Source organism: Methanosaeta sp. UBA356 (genome assembly GCF_002496465.1).
Classification (GTDB): Archaea; Halobacteriota; Methanosarcinia; order Methanotrichales; family Methanotrichaceae; genus Methanothrix; species Methanothrix soehngenii.
Genome location: NZ_DAKC01000047.1, coordinates 29071 through 50797, shown reverse-complemented (window position 1 = coordinate 50797; position 21727 = coordinate 29071). Strand labels below are relative to the sequence as shown.

Annotated in this window: 26 protein-coding genes and 1 tRNA gene; 15 read left to right on the top strand and 12 right to left on the bottom strand. The window is 51.4% G+C overall.

Going from position 1 to position 21727, the window contains the following annotated elements:
• Window positions 1–6 precede the first annotated feature (6 nt).
• Window positions 7–1323 carry a hypothetical protein gene (locus BP727_RS03915; protein ID WP_048132615.1) on the bottom strand — a complete coding sequence of 439 codons (1317 nt, stop codon included), beginning with the start codon at window positions 1321–1323 and terminating at the stop codon, window positions 7–9.
• Between the two features lie 124 nt (window positions 1324–1447).
• On the opposite strand from BP727_RS03915, the gene BP727_RS03910 reads away from it, so the two are divergent.
• Entirely contained in the window at window positions 1448–2164 is a 717-nt protein-coding gene (locus tag BP727_RS03910; RefSeq protein ID WP_273278656.1) for an RNA-guided endonuclease InsQ/TnpB family protein, read from the top strand.
• Window positions 2165–2182: 18 nt separating this feature from the next.
• Here the strand turns inward: BP727_RS03910 and BP727_RS03905 are convergent, their stop codons facing one another.
• Both BP727_RS03905 and BP727_RS03900 read right to left on the bottom strand, forming a co-directional pair.
• Window positions 2183–2410 (bottom strand): TRAM domain-containing protein, encoded by a 228-nt coding sequence (locus tag BP727_RS03905; protein ID WP_013720598.1) that lies wholly within the window; start codon window positions 2408–2410, stop codon window positions 2183–2185.
• Between the two features lie 24 nt (window positions 2411–2434).
• Entirely contained in the window at window positions 2435–2662 is a 228-nt protein-coding gene (locus BP727_RS03900) for a TRAM domain-containing protein (RefSeq protein WP_013720599.1), read from the bottom strand.
• Window positions 2663–2790: 128 nt separating this feature from the next.
• Here BP727_RS03900 and BP727_RS03895 point away from each other — a divergent pair, with 128 nt between their 5' ends.
• The 3 genes from BP727_RS03895 (at window position 2791) to cofH (ending at window position 5318) form a co-directional block, all read left to right on the top strand.
• Window positions 2791–3696, top strand: coding sequence for an NOL1/NOP2/sun family putative RNA methylase (locus tag BP727_RS03895; RefSeq protein WP_273278657.1), 906 nt, complete (start codon window positions 2791–2793; stop codon window positions 3694–3696).
• Window positions 3659–4195, top strand: coding sequence for a methyltransferase RsmF C-terminal domain-like protein (locus tag BP727_RS03890; RefSeq protein ID WP_286857489.1), 537 nt, complete (start codon window positions 3659–3661; stop codon window positions 4193–4195). The genes BP727_RS03895 and BP727_RS03890 overlap by 38 nt, the downstream gene beginning before the upstream one ends.
• A 61-nt stretch (window positions 4196–4256) precedes the next feature.
• Window positions 4257–5318 carry a 5-amino-6-(D-ribitylamino)uracil--L-tyrosine 4-hydroxyphenyl transferase CofH gene (gene cofH / locus BP727_RS03885; protein WP_273278658.1) on the top strand — a complete coding sequence of 354 codons (1062 nt, stop codon included), beginning with the start codon at window positions 4257–4259 and terminating at the stop codon, window positions 5316–5318.
• Window positions 5319–5529: 211 nt separating this feature from the next.
• Here cofH and BP727_RS03880 read toward each other — a convergent pair whose 3' ends face one another.
• The 3 genes from BP727_RS03880 to BP727_RS03870 all read right to left on the bottom strand — a co-directional run bounded on the left by BP727_RS03880 (window position 5530) and on the right by BP727_RS03870 (window position 7709).
• On the bottom strand, window positions 5530–6375 hold the full coding sequence (locus BP727_RS03880; protein ID WP_273278659.1) for a hypothetical protein: 846 nt from the start codon (window positions 6373–6375) through the stop codon (window positions 5530–5532).
• Entirely contained in the window at window positions 6365–7342 is a 978-nt protein-coding gene (locus tag BP727_RS03875; protein WP_273270943.1) for a Vms1/Ankzf1 family peptidyl-tRNA hydrolase, read from the bottom strand. The genes BP727_RS03880 and BP727_RS03875 overlap by 11 nt, the downstream gene beginning before the upstream one ends.
• Before the next feature lie 277 nt (window positions 7343–7619).
• Window positions 7620–7709: transfer RNA gene (locus BP727_RS03870), tRNA-Arg, on the bottom strand.
• A 174-nt stretch (window positions 7710–7883) separates the two neighbouring features.
• Between BP727_RS03870 and BP727_RS03865 the strand changes: the two genes are divergently transcribed.
• The 4 genes from BP727_RS03865 (at window position 7884) to BP727_RS03850 (ending at window position 9575) form a co-directional block, all read left to right on the top strand.
• Window positions 7884–8213 carry a hypothetical protein gene (locus BP727_RS03865; RefSeq protein WP_157863843.1) on the top strand — a complete coding sequence of 110 codons (330 nt, stop codon included), beginning with the start codon at window positions 7884–7886 and terminating at the stop codon, window positions 8211–8213.
• A gap of 76 nt (window positions 8214–8289) precedes the next feature.
• Window positions 8290–8451, top strand: a complete 162-nt coding sequence (locus tag BP727_RS03860; RefSeq protein WP_013720606.1) for a hypothetical protein — start codon at window positions 8290–8292, stop codon at window positions 8449–8451.
• Window positions 8452–8516: 65 nt separating this feature from the next.
• Entirely contained in the window at window positions 8517–8825 is a 309-nt protein-coding gene (locus BP727_RS03855) for a DUF504 domain-containing protein (protein ID WP_013720607.1), read from the top strand.
• 9 nt (window positions 8826–8834) lie between these two features.
• Complete coding sequence (locus tag BP727_RS03850; RefSeq protein WP_013720608.1) at window positions 8835–9575, top strand: MBL fold metallo-hydrolase; 741 nt, start codon at window positions 8835–8837, stop codon at window positions 9573–9575.
• Between the two features lie 102 nt (window positions 9576–9677).
• Here the strand turns inward: BP727_RS03850 and BP727_RS03845 are convergent, their stop codons facing one another.
• Together BP727_RS03845 and BP727_RS03840 are read right to left on the bottom strand one after the other, a co-directional pair.
• Window positions 9678–9809: a CxxC-x17-CxxC domain-containing protein gene (locus tag BP727_RS03845; protein WP_273272316.1), complete on the bottom strand. Its 132-nt coding sequence runs from the start codon at window positions 9807–9809 to the stop codon at window positions 9678–9680.
• A 198-nt stretch (window positions 9810–10007) separates the two neighbouring features.
• On the bottom strand, window positions 10008–12296 hold the full coding sequence (locus BP727_RS03840) for a DEAD/DEAH box helicase (protein ID WP_286857485.1): 2289 nt from the start codon (window positions 12294–12296) through the stop codon (window positions 10008–10010).
• Between the two features lie 311 nt (window positions 12297–12607).
• On the opposite strand from BP727_RS03840, the gene BP727_RS03835 reads away from it, so the two are divergent.
• The 3 genes from BP727_RS03835 (at window position 12608) to BP727_RS03825 (ending at window position 14342) form a co-directional block, all read left to right on the top strand.
• Entirely contained in the window at window positions 12608–13408 is an 801-nt protein-coding gene (locus tag BP727_RS03835) for a hypothetical protein (protein WP_013720611.1), read from the top strand.
• Window positions 13409–13700: 292 nt separating this feature from the next.
• Window positions 13701–14111: a hypothetical protein gene (locus tag BP727_RS03830; RefSeq protein ID WP_013720612.1), complete on the top strand. Its 411-nt coding sequence runs from the start codon at window positions 13701–13703 to the stop codon at window positions 14109–14111.
• Window positions 14112–14189: 78 nt separating this feature from the next.
• A complete protein-coding gene (locus BP727_RS03825; RefSeq protein ID WP_013720613.1) occupies window positions 14190–14342 on the top strand; it encodes a hypothetical protein in 153 nt (50 codons plus the stop codon).
• A 17-nt stretch (window positions 14343–14359) separates the two neighbouring features.
• Here BP727_RS03825 and BP727_RS03820 read toward each other — a convergent pair whose 3' ends face one another.
• Genes BP727_RS03820 through BP727_RS03805 form a run of 4 tightly spaced genes read right to left on the bottom strand, consistent with a single transcriptional unit; the run spans window position 14360 to window position 16954 of the window.
• Window positions 14360–14776, bottom strand: a complete 417-nt coding sequence (locus BP727_RS03820; protein ID WP_013720614.1) for a Zn-ribbon domain-containing protein — start codon at window positions 14774–14776, stop codon at window positions 14360–14362.
• Window positions 14777–15121, bottom strand: coding sequence for a DUF2073 domain-containing protein (locus BP727_RS03815; RefSeq protein ID WP_013720615.1), 345 nt, complete (start codon window positions 15119–15121; stop codon window positions 14777–14779).
• Window positions 15122–15141: 20 nt separating this feature from the next.
• Window positions 15142–15780, bottom strand: coding sequence for an Era-like GTP-binding protein (locus BP727_RS03810; RefSeq protein WP_013720616.1), 639 nt, complete (start codon window positions 15778–15780; stop codon window positions 15142–15144).
• 52 nt (window positions 15781–15832) lie between these two features.
• Entirely contained in the window at window positions 15833–16954 is a 1122-nt protein-coding gene (locus BP727_RS03805; protein WP_013720617.1) for a radical SAM/SPASM domain-containing protein, read from the bottom strand.
• 140 nt (window positions 16955–17094) lie between these two features.
• On the opposite strand from BP727_RS03805, the gene BP727_RS03800 reads away from it, so the two are divergent.
• The 4 genes from BP727_RS03800 (at window position 17095) to BP727_RS03785 (ending at window position 21441) form a co-directional block, all read left to right on the top strand.
• Window positions 17095–18270 (top strand): argininosuccinate synthase, encoded by a 1176-nt coding sequence (locus tag BP727_RS03800; protein ID WP_013720618.1) that lies wholly within the window; start codon window positions 17095–17097, stop codon window positions 18268–18270.
• A 41-nt stretch (window positions 18271–18311) separates the two neighbouring features.
• Window positions 18312–18701, top strand: a complete 390-nt coding sequence (locus BP727_RS03795; RefSeq protein WP_048132620.1) for a DUF2111 domain-containing protein — start codon at window positions 18312–18314, stop codon at window positions 18699–18701.
• Window positions 18698–19168, top strand: coding sequence for a GNAT family N-acetyltransferase (locus BP727_RS03790; protein WP_286857476.1), 471 nt, complete (start codon window positions 18698–18700; stop codon window positions 19166–19168). Before BP727_RS03795 ends, BP727_RS03790 begins: the two co-directional genes overlap by 4 nt.
• 419 nt (window positions 19169–19587) lie before the next feature.
• On the top strand, window positions 19588–21441 hold the full coding sequence (locus BP727_RS03785; RefSeq protein WP_286857474.1) for a hypothetical protein: 1854 nt from the start codon (window positions 19588–19590) through the stop codon (window positions 21439–21441).
• Window positions 21442–21727 lie beyond the last annotated feature (286 nt).

The window sequence follows — 21727 nt, the reverse complement described above, 5'->3', positions numbered from 1 at the left end:
CGGTCTTTAGGCCGGAGTAGTTTGCTCTTCCACGCATTCAACTTCGAGGAATGCAGCACCCGCCTGCAAAACTACCTTTTTTCCAGACCAGACGCAATTCTCTGCGATGATGGTGCTCTGAACGGGATTTGGATCGGTCGTGCAGAAGCACCCACCAGGTGCTACTAGTCGGCAGTTCTTTGCCTCTACATGGGACCGCCCGACAGCATGGATTCCAAAAAATCCTTCCAGTTGGCAATCATCGAATAATACCCGCGAGGACTCATAGATATACGTCGCTCCTCCGGTCGAATCGGTCTTTGCCTTGTCATTTTTCAGGACTGATCTTCTCACCTGTCCGGTTCCGTCTCTGACCACGAGGCCATAGGCATCAGTCGCTGGTGTGCAATCCATATTTATTTCGCTGAGTGTGAAGTCGTTCACCTGCCAGACGGTTATCTGGCTATCGGTTTGGAACTTGGTTGCTGAGACCTGATCCTTTGATCTACTCTTCCAGTCGTTATTTCCATGCAGGCACAGCCCCTCTCTGCAATGCCAGGCTGCACAATCCAAAACATGGCTATTATGGCAGGTATCCAGCATGAAGCCTTCCGCTCCGCAGTTTTGGGCTACCACACTGAAAACCACCGCATCCCTCTCTCTGCCTGATCCATTATTTCCCAAATAGATACCTGAGCCATGCGAATTCACTAACTTGAGGCGATAGTATTTTCCATTGCTTCGCTTAGAGCCCGCCAAGATTAGGGCCTCTCCATCTTGTGGTTGGTCATCTTTTTGTTGCGCCCGGTTGCCGTCCAAAGTCAAATTGGCAACTGTAAAATCGCTATAACCTGGGGAAAGTGGCCCACTCCCCCTGATGATCATCATGGCAACGAGCCGCGAAAGATTGCGTTGATTCGGGGCTAGCTGGATGATAGTCTCATCCACTCCCGCGCCGTAGATGTGCATGGATTTGTCAATTACAGGGATGCAGCAATAGAGAATGTTGCTTCCATTGGGATATAGCGGGACGGCATAGGGCGCAGATAGGACGTAAAGGCCCTTGCCAATGTTCAAGCTGCCGCCATCAGGGACGGCATCGATGGCTGCTTTAAATAGACCCGATGCATCGGATTTGATGGAGGAAGTGGCTATCTGCCTGCCGTCGGCAGTTTCGGCGATGATGGATTGGCCTTGCTGGAAAACATATACATCTGAATTCTCAGTTTCTGGAAATTCAATAACGGGCATTCGACTGTCCAGCGTTTCGTTATACCGGAAATCCAGTCCCGAAGCACTATTGACCAGTGCAGCGAAAAGGATTAATCCAATTATTCGCTCCATTTCTAATCCATCCCGTTGCTTCTTTGGTTCGAGCCATGGCTCGCGAGATAGACTAGCAGGACACACTAGTTATAAATATTGTTATTCGGGACGTTGTTGTTATAGTCAAGAGAGAAGGCGAGAGATGGTTTGCCATAGTCCAGGCCAATCAAGAACCATAATTCTCAGTGTCTTTTGTGCCTTCTGTGGTGAACCGCTATGCTCTGACCCAACCACAGAGGCACAGAGGAACAAAAGGCCATATTCTCTGCCTGGACTCACCCACATAATTCAGCGAAGAGCCAATAATTATAAGTCCCTCAAGGATAAAATCGCTAAGCTACATAAGAGAATCAACTGCCAACGAGATGATTTCCTGTATAAGTTATCTCGGACCTATGTCAATAAATTTTATATCATCTGTGTTGAGGATCTTGATATCAAAGGTCTAAAAGAGAAAGGCCATAATAATGGCATGCATCGCAGCATCCATGATGCATCCTGGTCAAAGTTCATATTTATGCTTTTCTCCTGGACTTCGTCCAGGGGAGCAGCTGACGGAGTCCGCTGCACGTACAAGGCTCAAAGTGCTGATCGAAAGTTGATAAAAGTAGATCCCAGAGATACAACTCAAAGGTGTTCTGCTTGTGGAAGCATCGTAAAGAAAGATCTGTCGGTACGAGTGCATGAGTGCCCCTATTGCGGATTCTCATCTGATCGAGACTACAATGCTTCCAGGAACATACTCATCACAGGGATGGAACAGCCCCTAGCGCCCATAGAGCCAAAACCGCTACATCACATATCAGTGATGCAAGTTTTGGCGATGACGTGGGAAGCCGCGCCCTTCAGGACGCGGTAGTTCACTATTTATTTTCGGTTAGACCTTATGGCCGATGGCAAATCGCCTCATCACCTTATCGATCTGGATCCGGGCGTCGTCGCCTACTTTGGTGTCGGCCACGAAGATCACAAATCCCTCCACCCTGGCAATGCCGTCGCCTTCGCGAGCAATGTCCTCAATATGGACATCATACTCTCCCCCAACCTCTACTGGGGCTGGTGCGCTCAAAGAGGACCTATCTGTATCATAACCTGTCAATTGCATCACCAATCCTACTAGAAAAGCAATTCAGACCTTATGTCCGATGGCAAATCGCCTCATCACCTTATCGATCTGGACCCGGGCATCGTCGCCGACATTGGTATCAGCCACGAAGATCACAAATCCATCTACTCTGGCAATGCCGTCGCCCTCACGGGCAATGTCCTCGATCTTGACATCGTACTCTCCTCCCACTGCAACCGGTACAGCTGGAGCGGATCCGCCATTGGAAGATCCCGTTTCACCTCTGAACAAGCTTTCACCGTCCTTCGCGAAAACCAGAAAACAGTTTTGCGCTGGTCTTGGCCTCGACATCTGACTATTAAATTCTTTTGCTCAATTAGGCCAATTTATTTCTGCTAGAATGCTAGTCTTTCTGAAATATGGAATGGCTGGAGAGATACAGGGATTTGATACCGGACTTCGATGGTTTCCGGGCGGTGCAGAGCCAGGCGCTTCCCAGCTCCTGCCGGATCAATACCCTGAAGATCGAGAGATGTGCCCTGCTGGACCGATTTGCTGAGAATGGGATCGACTATCAGAGCTTCAACTGGTATCCTCTGGGCCTGAAGCTGGATATGGAGAGCCCGGGAAAGCTTGTCGAGAACCTCTCGGGCTTCATCCATATTCAAGAGGAGTTATCCATGGTCCCGCCCCTGGTTCTCGATCCCCAGCCAGGCGAGCTGGTCCTTGACCTGTGCGCCTCTCCCGGCAGCAAGACCTGCCAGATCTCTCAGATGATGAAAAACCTTGGAAGGGTGATCGCCAACGAGCCATCGCTGGCCAGAATCGCTCCATTGCGCTCGAACTGCGAACGGCTGGGGGTCATGAACGTCGCTATCACCCGTTATGATGGCCGCAGATTTCCCTCTCGCCCCGTTCAATTTGACCGGGTCCTGGTGGATGCCCCTTGTTCCAGCGAGGGCCGGGAGAGGAGAGGGCCGGGGGTCTTGTGCAAGAGCAGCAGCAAGAGGTCGATGGACCTGCACAGGCTCCAGGCCGACCTACTCCGGAACGCCATCAGGCTGACCAAGCCTGGAGGCATAGTGGTCTACTCCACCTGCACCTATGCTCCGGAGGAGAACGAGCTAGTGATAGAAAGCGTCCTCGAAACGGCCAGGTTGGAGAGGATATCGATTCCGGGTTTATTGGCCTGCCCGGGAATAACTGAATGGGGCGGCATTAACTTGAACCATGAGGTCGAGAAGACAGCCCGTTATTACCCCCATCTCAATGATACAGGAGGATTCTTTGTCGCCAAGCTCATCAAGAACCAGGAATATATTTGAGCCCCTGGATACGTCATTCGTGGCGGACCTTTGGGGGGAACGGTTTGGTATCCCCTCATCTGCCTTTGCGGGCTTTACCTTCTTTCGAAAGGCGAATAGCGTCTGGGCGGCCAACGAGGCCATCCTCCCCAGGCTCAGTTATGAGGCCATCGGAATGCGCATCATGAACCTGAAAGACCGGCCCTGGAAGCCGACTACCAGCGCCCTGCAGGTCTTCGGCCGGCATGCCACAAGGAACCTCATCCACCTGGATTCAGCGAATTCCAGAAGCTTCATGGAGGGCAAGACCCTGGCCATTGAATCGGACTCGGAATCCGGCTATGTGGTAGTATTTTATAGAGGAGAGGTGCTTGGATGCGGTCTGTACTCGCATGGAAAGCTGGTATCTCAGATTCCAAAAGAGCGGAGGATGGCGAGCTCTAAGAATGGCGCAGAAGAGAGCGCGGATCAGAACGCAAAAGATGAAGTGGCCAGTGAGATGCCGATCGATATGCGATAATTCCATATAGATCGCCATGCAGTTCCGTACTGATATTAACACCAGGGAAGTGTGAGAATCGTTGACCGTCTCAGATCTCTCGGAGATGGAAAGAGCCTGCCTCTCTCCAAAAAGCCCCAGCAATGATCATGATCTGCTGATGAGGCTCTGGTTCGAGCCTCTTAAGCTTTACCGCCTGGCCAATCTATTGCGTCAGAAGAGCGGCAAGGACGAGGTCACTTTTATAATAAACCGGAACATCAACTTCACTAACCATTGCATAGGAAGCTGCAAATTCTGCTCTTTTAAGCATAGCAAGAGATACCGCCTTTCAACTGAGGAGATCCTCAGCCGGGCGAGGGAGGCAGAGGAGCGGGGAGCTACAGAGATCTGCCTGCAGGGAGGACTCTCGCCCGGCATGCTCCTGGAGGACTACTGCGGCATCCTGGAGATCATCCACCGCAGCCATCCCCGGTTGCATCTTCATGCCTACTCTCCCATGGAGGTGTTGCATATGTCTCGCAACTCCAATGTGCCGGTGGAAGACTGCCTGAAGGAGCTGAAGAGGAGTGGTCTGGGATCAATGCCCGGCACCGCAGCTGAGATCCTGGTCGATTCCGTTCGCCAGAAGATCTGCCCAGAGAAGCTGAATACCGGGCAGTGGAAGGAGATCATAGTGGCCGCTCATCATCTTAAGATCCCCTCCACCTCTACCATTCTCTTCGGCCATGTGGAGAGCATGGAAGATCGGCTGGAGCACCTGGCGATCCTGAAGGGAATTCAAAATGAGACCGGAGGGTTCACTGAGCTGGTCCTTCTCCCTTTCATCCCGGAGAATAATCTGCTGGGAAGGACTGTTGCCGGGCCAGATCTCCTCGATCGGCTGAAGATGCATGCCCTGGCCAGGGTCGCCCTCTATCCCGCCGTCACCAACATCCAGGCTAGCTGGACCAAACTGGGGCGGGATGCGGCAAAAGCTGCCATCATGTGGGGGGCAAACGACCTGGGGGGAACGCTTATGGACGAGAGAATCGCCCGCAACTCCAAGGAGGAGCCAGGAATCTCGGCGGAGGAGATCAAAGAGCTGATCGAGAGCTGTGGACGAAAAGCTGTGCAGAGGACCACTCTGTATGAGCTGATTTGACATCCGATAAAGCTGGCAGGCTTCGAATGGTGGTGGAGGAAAAAGGCTTCCTGCTATTTGGTATGGGTGAACTTGAGTCGGAAAAACTCTGTGTCTCCGTATCTCGGTGGTGAACCGCTATGCTTTGACCCAGCCACAGATGCACAGAGGCTATATTCTCTGCTGGACCTCATCCACATAATTTAGCAAAGAGCCAGGAAAAAACGCTCCATCAATCTGCCCGACTCCTGGCCGCCTTCTGCACGCTCTGGTCGGGATCTGTGGCCAATCTCTCGAGCGTCTCAGCCAGTGTATTGGGATTTTTTGCCACCGCTTCCCTCACCATCCAGGACCAGTGGCTAGCGAGCTCATCCAGGAGCTTTCCATCAAGCTTGGGATTGCGGGCTGTTGCCTCTCTGATCTCCCAGCTCCTGTCCCTGGCAAGAGTGACCAGCGACTCTGCGGGAGTGCGGGGATTGAGGGCGGCAGTCGCTCTCACGTCCATGATCCTGTCCAAAGCTAGGTAGGCCAGTAGCTCTTCTGGTGTGGAAGGATTTCGGGCGATATTGTTTCTCACCAGCCAGCTCACATCCTTGACCATCCTCTTCATCAGCTCAGCCGTGAGCAGAGGATTGGATGCCGCGCAAGCCCGGACATGCTCATCGGAGTCGCGGGCGAGGAATTCCAGGGTCTGGGGGTTGATATTGGGGCTTTTTGCCACTGCCTCCTTTACAAGATAGCGATTCTTCTGCAGAGTGGAGTCGTAGTCAGTCATCTCGTCACCGGCCAGAGACTCCAGCATCTCGCTTGTGGCCTGGCGGTTCAGGGCCACAGCCGCTCTCACAAATCCCGAGCTGTCCTCTGCCAGCTGGGCCAGGGTCGAGGACGGGGTGCAGGCATTGCCCGCTACTGCCTCTCTCACCCACTGGACCTGGTCCCGGGCGAGATAGCTCAGGATATCCTCAGAGGTATCGGAATTCCAGGCCAGCTTTCGTCTCACATGCCAGTCCCAGGAGCGAGAGAGCTCTTCTGGATCTTCTTTTAGATCTAGATTGTTTTCGTCTTTCTCAGATAGCATTGCTCCTCTCTGCCTCTATCACATTTATATCAATTCGATAACATTTGAAGCCGTAAACCTCTCTTAAAAGCGAATCCGGATACTTTTCGTCATGCCGCTTCAGCCTCCTTTCCACCAGAGGCAGGCTTATTGAGGGCGCTATCTGTCTGATGAGCCCCTCCTCACCGCCCAGGACTGCATATTTCACTATGCTTCCGTATTTGCTCTGAAGACCGGCGAGCTTCTCCTGGACGGCATCGAGGTGGTTTTTTATGTCCTCCTCGCGCAACCTCTCAAACCTCTTCTGGCTCCATCCTCCCTTGGAATGCTTCTCCTTCACCTGGCTTTCTACCTTTTCATTTACTGCGAAGCCTTCCCTGCTCAAGGCCACTCCCAGGAAGGTGCTTCCCGCGTGTGCTGATACAACCAGGGCAGGAGTGTTCATCATCTCTTCAATCCAAGAGAGCTGAAATGAACTTCCTTCCCACGATATTCTCTCTTTGATGGGAAAGGGAGGAATGAACTGCAAGGCAAAAAGCTGGGGGCAATATATGATTATGCCGCCCCTCTGGGATTTGATCTCCATCGCTACTCTTCTGATCTGCGGCGGAATATCCGCGTCCTTGGGCAGAGAGCCAGGAAAAGCGTAAACCAGCAGATCTTCCCTGGGTGATCGGAATCCCTGGAGCCTCTGAATCAATAGGTCCAGTTCCCTATTGTCCGGCATCCAGGCTTCAGGGAGCCTTGCTTTGGGTCTTTCCGTCTCCGTCTTCTCTGGGGACGAAGCCACCATTGTGGCTGTTTTCTGCTCCATGGCCTTTAGAGCCAGGTTTGCCTCCTGGTTGGCGCTGGTAAGCCTCTTTATCTTCTCCTCGCGCTTCTGGAGAGTGCGCACCAGCTCTTCCTTCTCTCGCTCTTGAACCGCTATGGCTTCTTCCAGCTCGCTTATGCGATCTTCCAGCTTCTTCTTGCCGAAAAGGTCAACCAACTCACGCCCTCCAAGCTAATTTTTAGTTGGCTCCTCGCTATTTGGTATGGATGAACTCTAATCGTATATTCTCTGTGCCTCCGCGCCTCTGTGGTGAACCGCGATGCATTGACCCAACCACAGAGACGCTGAGGAACAGAGGCCATATTCTTTGCCTGAACTCACCCACATAATTCATTGAAGAGCCTTTTATTTCTTATCTGGTCATTTCGTCTCAACTTCCTCTTTAAAAATCCTTTTACAAAAAGAGTCTGTCGCCAATTCAAAGCAGAAATAACGGACTCGCTGGGACTCGAACCCAGGTCAGCGGGTATCTTCGACAAATAGCCACCGAAGCCCGCTAGGATATCCACTACCCTACGAGCCCATCAAATGAGGTAGTCACTGCTTCTAGGCTATTAAGCTTTCCCGCTAAGGTCGACTGTAAGGGCAAGATCCATGTTAAATAAAATTGAACAAAGCCAGGGAAAAAGCTAACATCTCAAAGCACGAATATACCATACAGTCATCTCAATTCAGCTTTCGGAATGGTGAACTGCAATTGTCTGCCCTTAATAAAGCCTGCCCTTTTGTGGATAGGGAATGCCTCGACGGGGGCTGCATGGCCTGGAGGCAGGGAGACTGCCGGCTGATTTCGAAATCTGGGATCTTGAGCCCCTTTGAACTGAAGCTCCAGGACGCTGCTCCTCTGATGTACCGATCTTTACTCGATCTGGTCAGAATCCTGGAGGAATCGTCTAAAGACTGCGGCAAATGCGGCCCCGATCTATGGAACTATGCCCAGCAGATCCGGGCAGGCCTTTTAAACGAGCTGATCCGAGCGGAGCTTGCCGGTGCAGGCATCAGGGCTGAGGATAGAGATGCTGAATAGAAAGAGAATCGTGCAGAATAAGCGTTGGTTGTAGATGCCAGATAGTGCTGAAAAAGAATAAGCCAAGGAGGATCTGATGCCAGGAACTCATTTTCTCACCAACTGCCCCAGATGTGGATATGTGGCGAACGCCCAGAGCATAGATGGACTGACGGTAAAGGTCTGCTGCAAGATGTGCGGCTATGAAGGCACGATCCCCCATCCTGATCTGAAGGATGGAGCCTGGCGGACAGGATAGCAAGCGGGCCAGCATAGATGACGCAGAAGGTAGCAGAAGGCATGCGAAGCAGATAGTGGATTGAGATGAGGACCAGTTACGCCCTTCTGCTCCGCCTCATTCATGATCCTGGGTATGATCTGTCCAAAGCCAGTATAGAGTATCTGGATCGGGGTGCTTCGGGAGACATATCCCTGGTCAAGGGGGAGGATATCATCAGCCTGGAGTCGGGGATCATGGAGATCAGGTCGGATCTGAAAACGAAATTCATACCCATTCACCGCATCAGGCGCATCTCTTATCAGGGAGAGCCGTTATGGGAGAAAAGGGATGCAGAAAATTTTGGGGCCAAAGAGAAGACCGCAAAGGCAAATGCTGACCTATTGACCCAATGAGGCAGATAGATGGAGATAATCTTTCTAGGAACAAACGGCTGGTATGACAGCGACACCGGGAACACCATATGTACCCTGATCAACTCCGAAAAGTATCACATAATCCTTGATGCGGGGAACGGCATCAGCAAGGCAGACCAGTACATCGATGACGATCTTCCTGTCTATCTCTTCTTGAGCCACTTTCACCTGGATCACATTGAGGGGCTGCATATATTAAACAAGTTTCACTTCTCTCAGGGGCTGAAGATATTCGGCCAGAAGGGCACCAGGGAGGTTCTGAACACTATAGTCAATGACCCTTTCACCGTTCCTCTGGAAAAGCTCCCTTATCCGGTTGAAGTTGGCGAGCTTCTGCCCGGGCCCTATAAGATGCCTTTCGCCCTGGAGTGTGAGTTTCTGCTTCATGCCTCTCCCACCCTCGGCTATCGCTTCGATCTGGAGGGAAAGATCATCGCCTACTGTCCAGATACGGGCATCTGCGAGGGCGCAGTTCATCTGGCAGGTGATTCAGACCTATTGATAGCTGAATGCTCCCATAAGCCTGGAGAGTCAAGTCCTGCCTGGCCACATCTCAATCCCCAGGATGCAGCCGATATCGCCCGGCGGGCAGGAGCCAAAAGGTTGGCCTTAACCCATTTCGATGCAGGCAGGTACAGAAGCATTCAGGAGCGTATGGATGCCGTGGCATCGGTAAAGGACTATCAGGACATAATCGTGGGAACGGATGGCTTGAATCTGCAAATTTGAAGATATCAAAAAATTCGAAAAAACTTTCTAAAAATTTGCCTTGCAGGGCTTAAAAAATAACCCCGCTTATACAGCAATCCCCAAAAGGGATGATTTCCCAGTTCAGTATCTTCTGGGTGGTCTGGCTGGTCTATGCTTCTGGTAGCAGTCGCTGCAATAAACTGGCCTGGAGCCATCGGGCTTGAAGGGAACCTGACATGCCTTTCCGCACTCTGCGCAAGTGGCATCGTGCATCTCTCTCGGGCCGCTGCTGTAGCCGCCTCTGCTTCCGCTTCCATATCTTTCCATTTAAACTCACTTACCTTTGGCATCGATTCCGTGAATCGATCCTACATACTACAAAACATCCCATCAAACTCAATTGAAGCGACGCTTATGCAGCATCATCAGAGTGGTTTAATTGCCTTATATACTTGTTGGTTAACACTAATCTCATCCCTTGTACTCAACTCCCACCAGCTCCCGGATGCGCTCAGCGATCTTAGGCCCGACCATGTCCACCTCTTGCAGCTCTTCTTTGCTGGCAGCGATCACTTTTTCAATTGACCCAAAGTGGCGGAGGAGTTTTCTTGCCACCGACGGCCCCACGCTGGGAATGGCGGATATGAGGTACTCCTGCTGCTCTTTTAGCGTTCTGGCGGTCTTGTGGCCATGCAGCTTGGGCTCATGCCCTGCCCTTCTTTCCCGAGCGGCGAGCATGGTGATGACAGATGCCGTATCCTCCTGGTCCTCCGTGGGAATGATGGGCACCCCATAATCAACAGCCACCGAAGTCAATGCTCCCTGAATGGAGCTTGCGCTCACCTGGCGGGAATACAGGTCCCTTCCCTCCAGGATCAAGACCGGCCGCTCGTAGCTCCGGGCAAGATCTGCTATTTGGCGGAAGAGGTTTCTCTCCGGATCGATGATCGAGGCCACGAAATCCTGGGCGGTCTTGCGTTCGATCGCCACTCGATCGCTTACCACATAGTCGCCCACCTCCAGGTTTTTCAGGGTGACCTCCAATCCTCTCCCCTCCAGAAGCCTGGCCATTCCACGCTCTCTGGGGTCGACATAGATCTTGTCCCGTTCCTCATATGCCTCTGTCCAATCCACCAGGCTCTCCTGCCCTTTCCTGTTCTGCCTTTCTGGATTATCTTCGGTTATCTCCAGCTGGCGGGGAAGGAAATCCTTGGAGCTGCTCGAGGGTGACTGGGAAGCCTGGCCGCTCAGAGTTCGCATCTGCTTGTTCATTGTCTTCTCTTTTCGGTCGCTAATCCAGTAGTAGGCTTCATCCCGAGTGCCCCTGGCCATCAGGACCACCACCCTTCCGCTCCTCGCCCTCCCCGTCCTGCCCTTGCGCTGAATGCTGCGAATCTCCGAAGGAACCGGCTCGTAGAAGAGGACCATATCAGTGGCCGGAATATCGATTCCCTCTTCTCCCACCGAGGTGGCGATGAGGACATTGTACTCCCCTGCCCTGAACCTTTGCAGGATCTCAGCCTGCTTCTTCTGGCTCAGGCCCTCATCATCTGCCCGGCTGGACTGGCCCACAAAGCGAACGGCCTTGATCTTGGGATCCTCTTTTAAAAATCGGATGAGGGCAGAGGCGGTGTCCCTGTAATTGGTGAATACCATGATCCGGGACTCGGGCTTGGCCTCGATCTGCTCGGTCAGTATCTTCCTGACCATGGCAGGCTTGGGATGCTCCACCTTCAGCTCCTCTAAGGCCTGCATGGCCTGGCGGAACTTGGAATCCTCCATAATCCGGCGAGAGGCCTTCGAGCCGCTGCGGGAGATGGCCTCACCCTGCAGCCGCTGGAAGTACTTGAGCAGAGCTTCTGTGCCCTGGGTCTCAGCCAGCTCTATGGCATGATAGAGCTTGAGAACTTCTGCCAGGATGGATATGCCCTTGAATGTGGCCTGATTGGCCTGTCTTTTAGCTGAGGACATGAGCATGGCCTGAAGGCCGAGGAGCTCCTTTTTTGTGGCTCTGGGGTCGATCTTCACCGGGCTGATCCCCAGGCGGTTTAGGTCATCTATTCGATCTCTCAGCACCTCCTCTATCGCCGTTCTGATATCAAGTAGCTCCTTGGGAACGGTCAGCTTCACCCATTCGATCTGCTTGGAGTGAACAAAAGGCGCTACATCAGAGTCCTTCTCCGAACGGGTCTGGATATTTTCTATAGAGAGGTTGGTGCAGATCTCGGCGATCTTCTCCTTCTCGCTGCCTGGGCTGGCGGTGATCCCCAGGACCAGAGGATTGGTCCCCTCTCGAGCATAGCGTTCTGCAATATAGACATAAGCATAGTTTCCCACCGCCCGGTGGGCCTCATCGAAGATTATCAGGGAGATATCCTCTAGATCGATCCTGCGGGAGAGAAGATCGTTCTCTATCACCTGGGGAGTGGATACTGTAATTCGCGCAGCTTCCCAGGCTGCTTTCCTCTTCTCTGGCATCATCTCGCCGGTCATCATAGTCACCTCACCTTCATCCTTGAGCACACGGCGTAAGAAGGCTGCATGCTGCTCCACCAGAGGCTTGGTGGGGGCAAGAAAGAGGACCCGTCCCTTGTCCAGCCGGGCGAGAAGAACCATGAGCGCGATGACCGTTTTGCCCAGACCCGTGGGAACCACTATCAAGCTGGAGGACTTAAGGGCGGAGGCAGCCAGGTCCATCTGGAAGAGCCTCTTTTCTACTGTATGCGGCTTCAGGAGTGGATGCTCCAGATAGGTGGACATAATAGATCTTTTAATGGTCATTGTATTAGATATTGTTGTATTGGATATTATTATATTAGATATGATTATTAGATATGATTATATTTAATTTTTTTAAAGATAGGTGGTAGACTAAATGGAGCAAGCCACTGAGATCATCAACTCATACAATTGTGCTTTGATCGTGTATCAAGTGCTTGCTTGGTTAGCCATAAAGTTCAAAGGTTAAATTTATATAATATAAAAGTTAGATACTTGAATTAAGCCAAATTAAACTATTTGGCTAAATAAGCTCAAAATAAAAGATTCAAGAATAGGGGGCGAAAAAAGAAATGAAGGGAGTAGTAATAGTAGCATTGGTGTTAGCAATTGCCCTTGCGGGTTGCGGCACGGTGCTTGCTAATCCTCCACTGGTACCACCAGTGCAGTATGAACAGTTCTGTGAGAGTCAAAAGGTCTCCGGATCGGGCATAATCGACGTCAGCACGTCAATAATTGATAAGAAAATAGCCCTGGAATACTACAATACCATGGCTGGAGATGGTGATCTGGAGCTTGATTCAGAGCATGCTTACTCACAAAATGCAGAGAAGCTGAAGAGAAATGTCTCCTCGGTCAACGGCGGCAACGCGTCAGCTTTCAATCTATTTGAGACCACAAAGATGACCTATCAAGGTGCCACTCCTCTTACCGGAGGCAAATATATTAACTCCAAGGCTTTCTACGGCGGCATTGGAGCTGATGTCCAGGAGATGTTCTCGGTAAATGAGATGGAGAAGGACGAGACAAGCTTCTTCGTCTCCACTACGCCTTATCAGCCCAAGGATAATGTCAGCCCAGAGGATCTGATCAAAAAGCTCAAGGCAGCAGGGAGAAACACTTCTGAGGTAGAAGCCCTCATGACCTCTGCTAGCGGCATATACGATCCGGCCCATCTGATCGGACTGGAGACCAAGAACAGCTTCAACGGCACATGGGGAACGGATGCCACATGGCACAGGATATTCTACAAGGACATAAAGGCCCACGAGATGTTCACAGGAACATTCGAGGCCGAGAAGCTCATCAAGTTCCATGAGAATCCCGTGCCCGAAAGGGACAGACATCCGCCTTGCGACGGCATAGACTGCTAGATAAGATCCAGCAGTCTTTATATTTTTTTTCAGTATCTAGTCATCGGACAGGATTTCATATTTTCTCTTTCCGTCATTTCCCTATAATAGTCTCATTTTCCAATTAGTATCGTCATTCTTAATTTTATATAATTATCATATTATGATTTATATTAGTGTTGTGTAACGGCAGCATACTGATAATGGATTAGAGGAGTGCAGCCTCTTATTGAATAGGCAAAAAGAATAAATGGTAAAAGCCCATGTACGAGAAATCATAGGGTATACACCCTTTCTGAAAGGAGGTTCATAAATGAAGTCAATTCTCACAATCTTCGCTGCCAGCGCTTTCCTATTGGGCATTATGGCCGCTGCCAGCGCTGCGGATGTCATCGAATTGAGTACATTAGGCAAAAAACCCCAGGTAGATGCTATCTCTCTGCCCCAGCTCTCTCCCACCATGCCCACGATTGCGCCTGCTGCTCTGGGAAGCGATATAACAAGCAATGTAATGGATCTCAGCACCCTTGGGAAGAAGGCGGTGTCCACGGTGCCCGCAACTGCCTTAATGGGCGCAACGCCTATCACCATCACGCCCATGTTCGCTGTTAGGAATACCAATACAAGCAATGTAGCAGGAAGCACTGTGTTCACTCTCCCCCAGGCAGTCTCATCCGGTAATTCCGTCTACACCCCTCCAATAGCCATATTCGGTGGAGCCTGAAAGATATAATTCTTATTGATATAATCTAACATCAAATAAAATTCAAAGGCTGAAGAAAGTCTAAGGAATGCGATTGAGATGACTGTAGAGCTGAAGGTGGACGGCAAAGAGATTCCATTGAGCGAGTTCCCTCAAGAGATCATAGGCAATACAGCAGCTGCCATGGCCCAGTCTCTGCGAGGAGTAGATGAGAACTGGAAGGTAATCGAGATCCGTATATCGCAGGATTGACCTGCAAAGATCATCTCTCAATCCTTTTTACTTTTTCTGAATACAGATGTAAGATCGATAAAATAAGTTCCTTCCTTGACTGCCATGATAAGCTCCTCCCTCTCGAATAGGGATGGCAGATTCAACTCATAGGTTCCTGGCGCTGTTATCTTTATGCTCTCTAGCTTTTCACCCTCCAGTTTTTCCCCGTCGCCAAACTCCCTTATCGATGGCTCATCCCTATCTATGGCCAGGGGCTTCTCTCTTTTTTTGGGAGGCATCCTTACCCCCATCGCCCTGGATATTATCCGATCCTGAGAGACGGAAGATATGTCCCCGCCCTGCGGCATCTTGCGCACGAACATGAACTTCTTCCAGCCGCAGGATGGGCAGCCTTTGAGGATATCCTCACCCGATTCGAATACGCTATTGCATCGGGTGCAGATGTGAGGCATTCAATCCCCCACAGAGACCTTTGTTCTGATCTGAAACTCATCCTTCTCAATGGTATGGATCTGATTTGCCGGGCCGATAACTGTCATCCTCCCCTTGAGGCCCTTTCCAAAGATCCGATCTAAAAACGATCCTCCCTTCTTGGATGGGTAGCTCTCTATCTCTATTCCTGAAAACTCATCCACCCTGATCTCAGTCATGGTCATCTCGATGAGTCGCACCTCCTCATCTGGAGTCAGGCCGCTCTCAAGGACCACGATCTTTCCCGTTTTGACCTTGTCCAGGATGAGCCTGATCTTCTCCATAGATGTCATATTCTCCAGTTTCTCCTCGGAGATTAGGTCCATATGCACTTCTCTCATCAAGATCACCCAAAGTGAGTCGCGATTGCCTGATAAAGGTCATCTATATTCGATCCCTCTAAAGCAGAGATTGGGACGATGGAATGCTGGGGAAAGGCAGCGCTGATTCTGGAGGGGGAAGCATTGGGCAGGTCCATCTTATTGGCCACAATAAGAAGAGGCAACTTTCTCGCTTCCATATTGCCTATCACTGTCACATTGACCTGGGTGTAGGGGTCTTCGGTCGAGTCCATAACCAACAATACACCATCCAGGTCGTCTAACCATTTGATGGCCTCTATAACCCCTTCCGTGGCCTCCTTGGCTCTTTTCTTGGATTCAGTCTCTGAGAGCCCAAAGGCCATAAACTCCTTAAAATCGATCTTTGTCGCCATCCCCGGCGTATCAACTATATCCAGCTCGATGCTAGATCCATTGGCATTGATGACAAGCCCTTCTCTCCTCATCGCCCTGCGGGTCTCGTGAGGAATCGGAGAGACCGTTCCAATAGCATCTCCTGTGCTCCAATCCTTTAGTATTCGATTGGCCAGAGTGGTCTTTCCGGCATTAGGCGGGCCATACAATCCGATCCTGGCCCTCTTCTTCTTGAAGATCTTTCTTATCCAGCCTCCAAGGTTCTCCCTGAAGCTGCTCATGAAACCCATATACTACCTCAGATCAGACTAGGACATATCTGTACTAATAATTTTCCATGTCTTATCTATATTTTTTGTCTGATGGAGAGATAGCATGGATGCCCTGGGCCGGACAGCAGGATACAAAGCCATCGAACTGGCCGCTGCTGCGCAACCTCTTCCAGGCGTCCTTAAGCGATACCTCGCGTATATCGTCATAGCTATCCTGCATGTATGGACAGGCCCTGACCCTGCCGTCAACTGCCACATGCATCCATCTCCTTCCCGCCATGCACCCCAGCATCTGGCCTTCGAAATAGGTATTTGCAAAAAGACGGGGACCACCTGGTGTGGAATTGATCTTGCGGTAGATGTTTATGATCTTCTCCCTCTCGATCTGGGTGAGAGCCTGCTCAGGGCTTTTTGGCATGCCCTCCCAAACGGAGAGCTCCTGGACCCCCAGCTCTGTGGCCAGCTCATAAAGCTCCATTATCCTGTCCACCTGGCCGGAGAGAATGTGGCAGGACATGGTTACCAACAGGCCGGTATCAAGAGCAATGCGAATCGCCTCCAGTGCTTTGGCATGAGCGCCTGCAACGCCCCTCACTCGATCGTGCTCCTCAGGATTGATGCTGTAGACCCCGATTATCAGATTATAGAGCCCTGCCTCTCGGAGTTTGACTGCCTTTTCCACTGTCATCTCCAGGCCTGGGGTGAACAGATTAACCACTGCCTTCTCCGGGTCCACATGCCTTATCAACTCAAAGATGTCCTCTCTGAGGAGAGGATCTCCCTCGGTAAAGGTTATGATACATGTTCCCATATCCAGGGCCTGGTCGATGACCCTCTTGATCTCTTCCGAGCTCAGTTCACCCTCGCCCTCTTTTATCAGACAGTGGTCGCATTTGGCGCCGCAGCTCCTGGTGACCTCAATGGAGACGGTCTGGGGTACAGGTCTTCCTATTGCGGTCTTGGCCTCATTTACCAGCAGCCTCTTGAATGGGCCGCTGGGAATGGGTGGAAGCCAGGTGCTGGCAACCAGATCCTTCAGCCTGACCTGGGCAGGCTTCTCCTCTTCTAGCCTCTGGTTTACCATATTCAAAACCGGCTGGATCATTCGCGCCAGGGCGCCCTGGGCTTGCAGGGCCCGAGCGTCCCTATCAAAGTCCACACAAAGAGCGGGCGTCTTGATAAGCTGGGTCATTGGAACCCCTTTTCTCAGTGCAGTTATAGAGTTATCGCCCAGAGGAAGGGCCTGGATGAAGCTATTTAGAGAGCCGGCTGGAATTATAAGAGATAAGATTAAATCGATCCATCCTCCTGTACCAAAATGGTGTTGACAAAGTGTCTGAAGTTGTACTGGCCTATTCCGGTGGCCTGGATACATCGGTTTGCATTCCTCTCCTCCGGGAGCGCTACGGATTTGATAAAATAGTTACCGTTCTGGTGGACGTCGGCCAACCAAGGTCGGATATAGAACGAGGGAACCTGAGGGCAAAGCAGCTGGCAGATGAGCATTATACTATAGATGCCAGGGAGGAGTTCGTGGAGAAATGCCTCTTCCCCCTGATCAAGGCCAACGGCTCATATGAGGGATACGTTCTAGGAACGGCCATTGCTCGTCCCCTCATCGCCAGCAAATCGGCGGAGATTGCTGATAAGCTGGGGATAAAGAACCTGGCCCACGGATGCACCGGCCGCGGCAACGATCAGCTCCGCTTCGAGGCCATATTCAGGGCCACGGATTGTCGGGTGATAGCTCCCATGAGAGAGCTGGACCTGGCTCGCGAGTGGGAGATAGACTATGCGCGCGAGCACGGCATCGATGTGCCTGTGACCAAAGATAAGCCCTGGTCTATCGATGAGAACATCTGGTCTCGGTCGATTGAAGGGGGAAAGCTCGAGGATCCCTACTTCGAGCCGCCGGAGGAGATCTATGGCTGGACGAAGACCCCTAGCTCTGACCGGTCCGCCCAGATAGTTGAGATCGGATTCAAAGAGGGCGTGCCCGTCTCATTGGATGGAAAGCAGATGAACGGCATGGAGCTGATCGAGAAGCTCAATCAGATCGGCGGCGAGCACGGCGTGGGCAGGACGGACATGATCGAGGACCGGGTTATGGGGCTGAAGGCGCGAGAGAATTATGAGCATCCTGCGGCCACCATCCTCCTGACGGCCCATAAGGATCTGGAGCGCCTGGTATTATCTCGCAATGAGCTCCGCTTCAAGGTCATGGTGGACGAATTCTGGTCTGAGCTGGCTTATATGGGCCTGGTGGAGGATCCCCTCTATGCCGACCTGAATGCCTTCGTTGACCAGTCCCAAAAGAGGGTGAACGGCTCGGTAAAGATAAAGCTCTTCTGCGGCAGCGCCATTTCAGTAGGCCGCCAGTCTCCGGATGCCCTTTATTCCCAGGATATGGTCTCCTTCGATTCCCAAACTTTAAGCCAAAAGGATGCAGAGGGCTTTGCCAAGTATCATGGCTTCCAAGCCAGGCTATTGAAGAGGAAGGGAAGGTAAAGGAGAGCATTTATTTGATATCGCCTCCATACAATACCGATATGTCCAAACTGGTGATATCTGAAGAGGCCAGATATGAGGATCTGGCAGATCTCGCAATAGCCCTCAATGAGATCGTTCGGCTTCCTGTAACCATGAGAGGATTGAAATATCCAGGCGTTCGGGTGGAGAACGGCAAGGTCGTGGATGGGAACTATACCGGCCCCATCCTGGAAGAGGTCATAAGAACCGGGAAGGCCATTCGAACCATTCCAAAGAGCGGTGCCTTTAAGGGCGTTCCAGTATCAGTTGCACCCATAGTGGTGGAGGGACGGACTGTTGCCGCCATCGGCATAGTGGATGTGATTGGAACGATCGATATCCCAGAAGTCTTCGGGGCCTATGCTGATGTAGTAGCTCAGGTTAGAGGGAAGGCTCCTGAGAAAAAATGAGGATTCGAAAAGCAGAGCCAAAGGATCTGCCACAGATGGTGCAGATCGAATCGCTCTGCTTTCCGGATGATACAGCCTTTCCGCCGGGGATGTTTGCCTACCTGATCCGTTATGCAGTGGCGATAGTCGCCTGTGAGCCTGAGGATCAGATATTGGGATTCATAATCGGATATAACAGCGGGAATGCAGGAGCGGTCTACACTCTGGATGTCTATACCGGCTACCGAAGGAGGGGAATTGGCAAAGAGCTATTGCTGTCCCTGGAGAAGAGGCTCGCTATGATGGGTGCCAGGGCTATTCGCCTGGAGGCCTCCCTGGAGAAGCCAGAGGCTATCGAGCTCTACCGCAAGGCAGGGTACAGGGAAAGGGAGATTGTCCGGAACTACTACGGCCGGGGATGCCATGCTGTGCGGATGTGGAAGATCCTGCAGCCTTTAAGCTCGCTGCCTGGAATTGATAGTGCATGACTTTTATCTCAAATGCCGCTTATTCTTTCTCTGGTGGGCTTAGCCCTAAATCTGAGACTCTATTAGTTTAATGGTAGTGCTTGCTGGCCTGGATTACCGATAAACTGGGTATCAGGATTCAGATCTGCTATTGAATCGTTTATATAGGTTCTTGAAAAGTATAGACATCGGAGAGAGCGAAAATTAGATATAAATGAGATTGAGAGCAAAAGAAGTTCGGGGTGTGAAGTGTGATAAAAGAATATACTAAAGGCAAGCTTTGCCAATATCTAATAACATTCATTCTCTGTGGGCTGCTGATTCCCAGTAGCGTCTCGGCCCAGTGCGGAGACTGTGACGACAGAAATCCCTGTACCAAGGACTTCTGCAATGGAACGAAATGCGAGCATACTCCTCAGAGCTGCTTTGAGGACTCATTCATGGAATATGATGATTCCGGTGAGACTCTCAATGGCAGCATGGGTAGGAATGCAAGTGGCTACAATGCCACCATGGGAGTGCAGTTCCAGGGGACCGGCGAGGTTCAGACTCCTGCTCCCATAATCTGCGAGGACTACAATCCCTGTACTATCGATTACAGCGGCCCCGCAGGCTGCACACATGATCCTGTGAGCTGCGACGATGGCAATCCCCTAACCACCGATTATTGCACAGCAACAGGTTGCATTAACGATCCAGTGAACTGTGATGATGGCAATCCCTGCACAAGCGATTACTCGAGTCTGGCGGGCTGCATGCACGATCCTGTAAGCTGCGACGACTCCAATCCATGCACTACCGATAGTTGTGGGGCAATGGGCTGCGTTAACGATCCGGTGAACTGTGATGATGCCAGTGAGGATGTTCGCTCATACTGCGGTTGCCCCTCTCAGCCGGACAGGTTTGATGCCGGCTTTCTAACGCCTCAGAATGAGACCCCTTTTGCCATTCAGCCGAATTTGGAGAATTATGCAGATGGCAATGCCACCCAAGAGGAGAATTTCACCCAAGAAGGGAATGAGAGTGGTAGCTTAGAGATGGATGTCAACACCACGGATGAGGGCAATGAAACCGAAATCATCTCCCTGTCCCCAATATGCGACTGCATCAATGACAGCGCTCAGGAATGCTGCAGTAGTGTTGGCTCAAATGGGAATGAAACCTCTGAGAATTCCAGCGCAGCCGATGGGCATCTGATGGCGGCTTCTAACTACACCCAAGCTTCAGACTGCGATGATGGCGATCCATGCACCGATGACCATTTCGTCAATGGCAAGTGCATGCATTATACGAAGACCTGTAACGACAATATACCCTCAAACTTCGATTATTGCTATCAGGGGGATTGCGTTCATTCTCCGATAAACTGCGATGACGGAGACAAATGCACCATCGATTCCTATAACGGGACGGCATGCGTGCATAGCCCAAGGAACTGCGACGATGGCAATCCCTGCACCGAGGACTCCTGCAATAAGCTCGCAGGATGCCAGAATATGGAGATAAATCATGATAACAACTACTGCACAGTGGAATGCGAAAATGGCAATCCGGTCTTCAAGCCGCTGATATGCGATGATGGCAATCCCTGGACCAAGGACTACTGCGATAAGTCCCGCGGTTGTGTTCATGTGCCGATATGCGGTCCATACCGCCATTACTGCAACCCATATAGCCACCATCTGCCTGCAGACTACCACTATCCCTACCTCGATTTCTATTATCCCGTCAACTACTATCCGTACAGGGTTGCACCTATCGTATCAGCACCAAAAGTTGCTGTACCGAGCGCGGCAATATCAAAAGCCGCGGCAACTAGTGCTGCCACTCCTCAGACAAAATCCTATAACATAAGCGCCGGGACGGTAATTACTCTCCCCTGGAATCATACAGTCACTGCCCTTGATGCACTGCAGGTAGAGAATGGTGTCGCCCTCTCAAGCGGATCGGGCATCCGGTTCTCAAGACAGATGGGCATGAGCAAGGTCTACCAGCTTCCGGACAGCCAGAATATCTTCGATCGGGCGGAGATGGTAGGTCTCTCCTGGCCTGCGAACAGCAGCCCATTCACTTTAACTCTAATTCAGCCCAATGGGACCACTCTATCTGTTCAGGATGGCGACGAGAATGCACTGCATCTCACCGGCTCCAACTACAACTACTACTTCCTGAGAAATCCGGCCGAGGGATACTGGACAGTTGTGGTCACGCCCACTCAAACCGCTCCCAATGGGACAGGATTTTCCCTGATCAGCGGGCTGGTGAAGGGAATAGTCCCTCCAAACAAGTCGTGAATAGCAGGCGAATACTATCGAGCGATGAAATAGAAGCTGGGTCATGATCTGGCCCAGTCGGTCTTTTTTCTCTTCCTTAAGGGGCTCTGCGGGCATCAATTCTCCTCTTGGAATCGCCGTATGCATATAGGCCGGCAAAGAGCAATCTTGGACCGGCGAAGAAGACCGCCGATCAGGCCATCCCTGCAATAAGAATACGCATCCTGTAGCCGATACGACTCTCATGTCGGAAGGAGAGGGATCGGTCCACATCTCCGTTTTATAATTATAGTATGCAAGACATGGG

What these genes read in the sequence shown, in the direction of transcription:
- BP727_RS03915 (WP_048132615.1), bottom strand. Translation starts at nt 1,323, where the DNA reads ATGGAGCGAATAATTGGATTAATCCTTTTCGCTGCACTGGTCAATAGT.
- BP727_RS03910 (WP_273278656.1), top strand. Translation starts at nt 1,448, where the DNA reads ATGGTTTGCCATAGTCCAGGCCAATCAAGAACCATAATTCTCAGTGTC.
- BP727_RS03905 (WP_013720598.1), bottom strand. Translation starts at nt 2,410, where the DNA reads ATGCAATTGACAGGTTATGATACAGATAGGTCCTCTTTGAGCGCACCA.
- BP727_RS03895 (WP_273278657.1), top strand. Translation starts at nt 2,791, where the DNA reads ATGGAATGGCTGGAGAGATACAGGGATTTGATACCGGACTTCGATGGT.
- BP727_RS03880 (WP_273278659.1), bottom strand. Translation starts at nt 6,375, where the DNA reads ATGCTATCTGAGAAAGACGAAAACAATCTAGATCTAAAAGAAGATCCA.
- BP727_RS03860 (WP_013720606.1), top strand. Translation starts at nt 8,290, where the DNA reads ATGCCAGGAACTCATTTTCTCACCAACTGCCCCAGATGTGGATATGTG.
- BP727_RS03855 (WP_013720607.1), top strand. Translation starts at nt 8,517, where the DNA reads ATGAGGACCAGTTACGCCCTTCTGCTCCGCCTCATTCATGATCCTGGG.
- BP727_RS03850 (WP_013720608.1), top strand. Translation starts at nt 8,835, where the DNA reads ATGGAGATAATCTTTCTAGGAACAAACGGCTGGTATGACAGCGACACC.
- BP727_RS03845 (WP_273272316.1), bottom strand. Translation starts at nt 9,809, where the DNA reads ATGCACGATGCCACTTGCGCAGAGTGCGGAAAGGCATGTCAGGTTCCC.
- BP727_RS03840 (WP_286857485.1), bottom strand. Translation starts at nt 12,296, where the DNA reads ATGTCCACCTATCTGGAGCATCCACTCCTGAAGCCGCATACAGTAGAA.
- BP727_RS03835 (WP_013720611.1), top strand. Translation starts at nt 12,608, where the DNA reads ATGAAGGGAGTAGTAATAGTAGCATTGGTGTTAGCAATTGCCCTTGCG.
- BP727_RS03830 (WP_013720612.1), top strand. Translation starts at nt 13,701, where the DNA reads ATGAAGTCAATTCTCACAATCTTCGCTGCCAGCGCTTTCCTATTGGGC.
- BP727_RS03825 (WP_013720613.1), top strand. Translation starts at nt 14,190, where the DNA reads ATGACTGTAGAGCTGAAGGTGGACGGCAAAGAGATTCCATTGAGCGAG.
- BP727_RS03820 (WP_013720614.1), bottom strand. Translation starts at nt 14,776, where the DNA reads ATGCCTCACATCTGCACCCGATGCAATAGCGTATTCGAATCGGGTGAG.
- BP727_RS03815 (WP_013720615.1), bottom strand. Translation starts at nt 15,121, where the DNA reads ATGGACCTAATCTCCGAGGAGAAACTGGAGAATATGACATCTATGGAG.
- BP727_RS03810 (WP_013720616.1), bottom strand. Translation starts at nt 15,780, where the DNA reads ATGGGTTTCATGAGCAGCTTCAGGGAGAACCTTGGAGGCTGGATAAGA.
- BP727_RS03805 (WP_013720617.1), bottom strand. Translation starts at nt 16,954, where the DNA reads ATGACCCAGCTTATCAAGACGCCCGCTCTTTGTGTGGACTTTGATAGG.
- BP727_RS03795 (WP_048132620.1), top strand. Translation starts at nt 18,312, where the DNA reads ATGTCCAAACTGGTGATATCTGAAGAGGCCAGATATGAGGATCTGGCA.
- BP727_RS03790 (WP_286857476.1), top strand. Translation starts at nt 18,698, where the DNA reads ATGAGGATTCGAAAAGCAGAGCCAAAGGATCTGCCACAGATGGTGCAG.
- BP727_RS03785 (WP_286857474.1), top strand. Translation starts at nt 19,588, where the DNA reads ATGGAATATGATGATTCCGGTGAGACTCTCAATGGCAGCATGGGTAGG.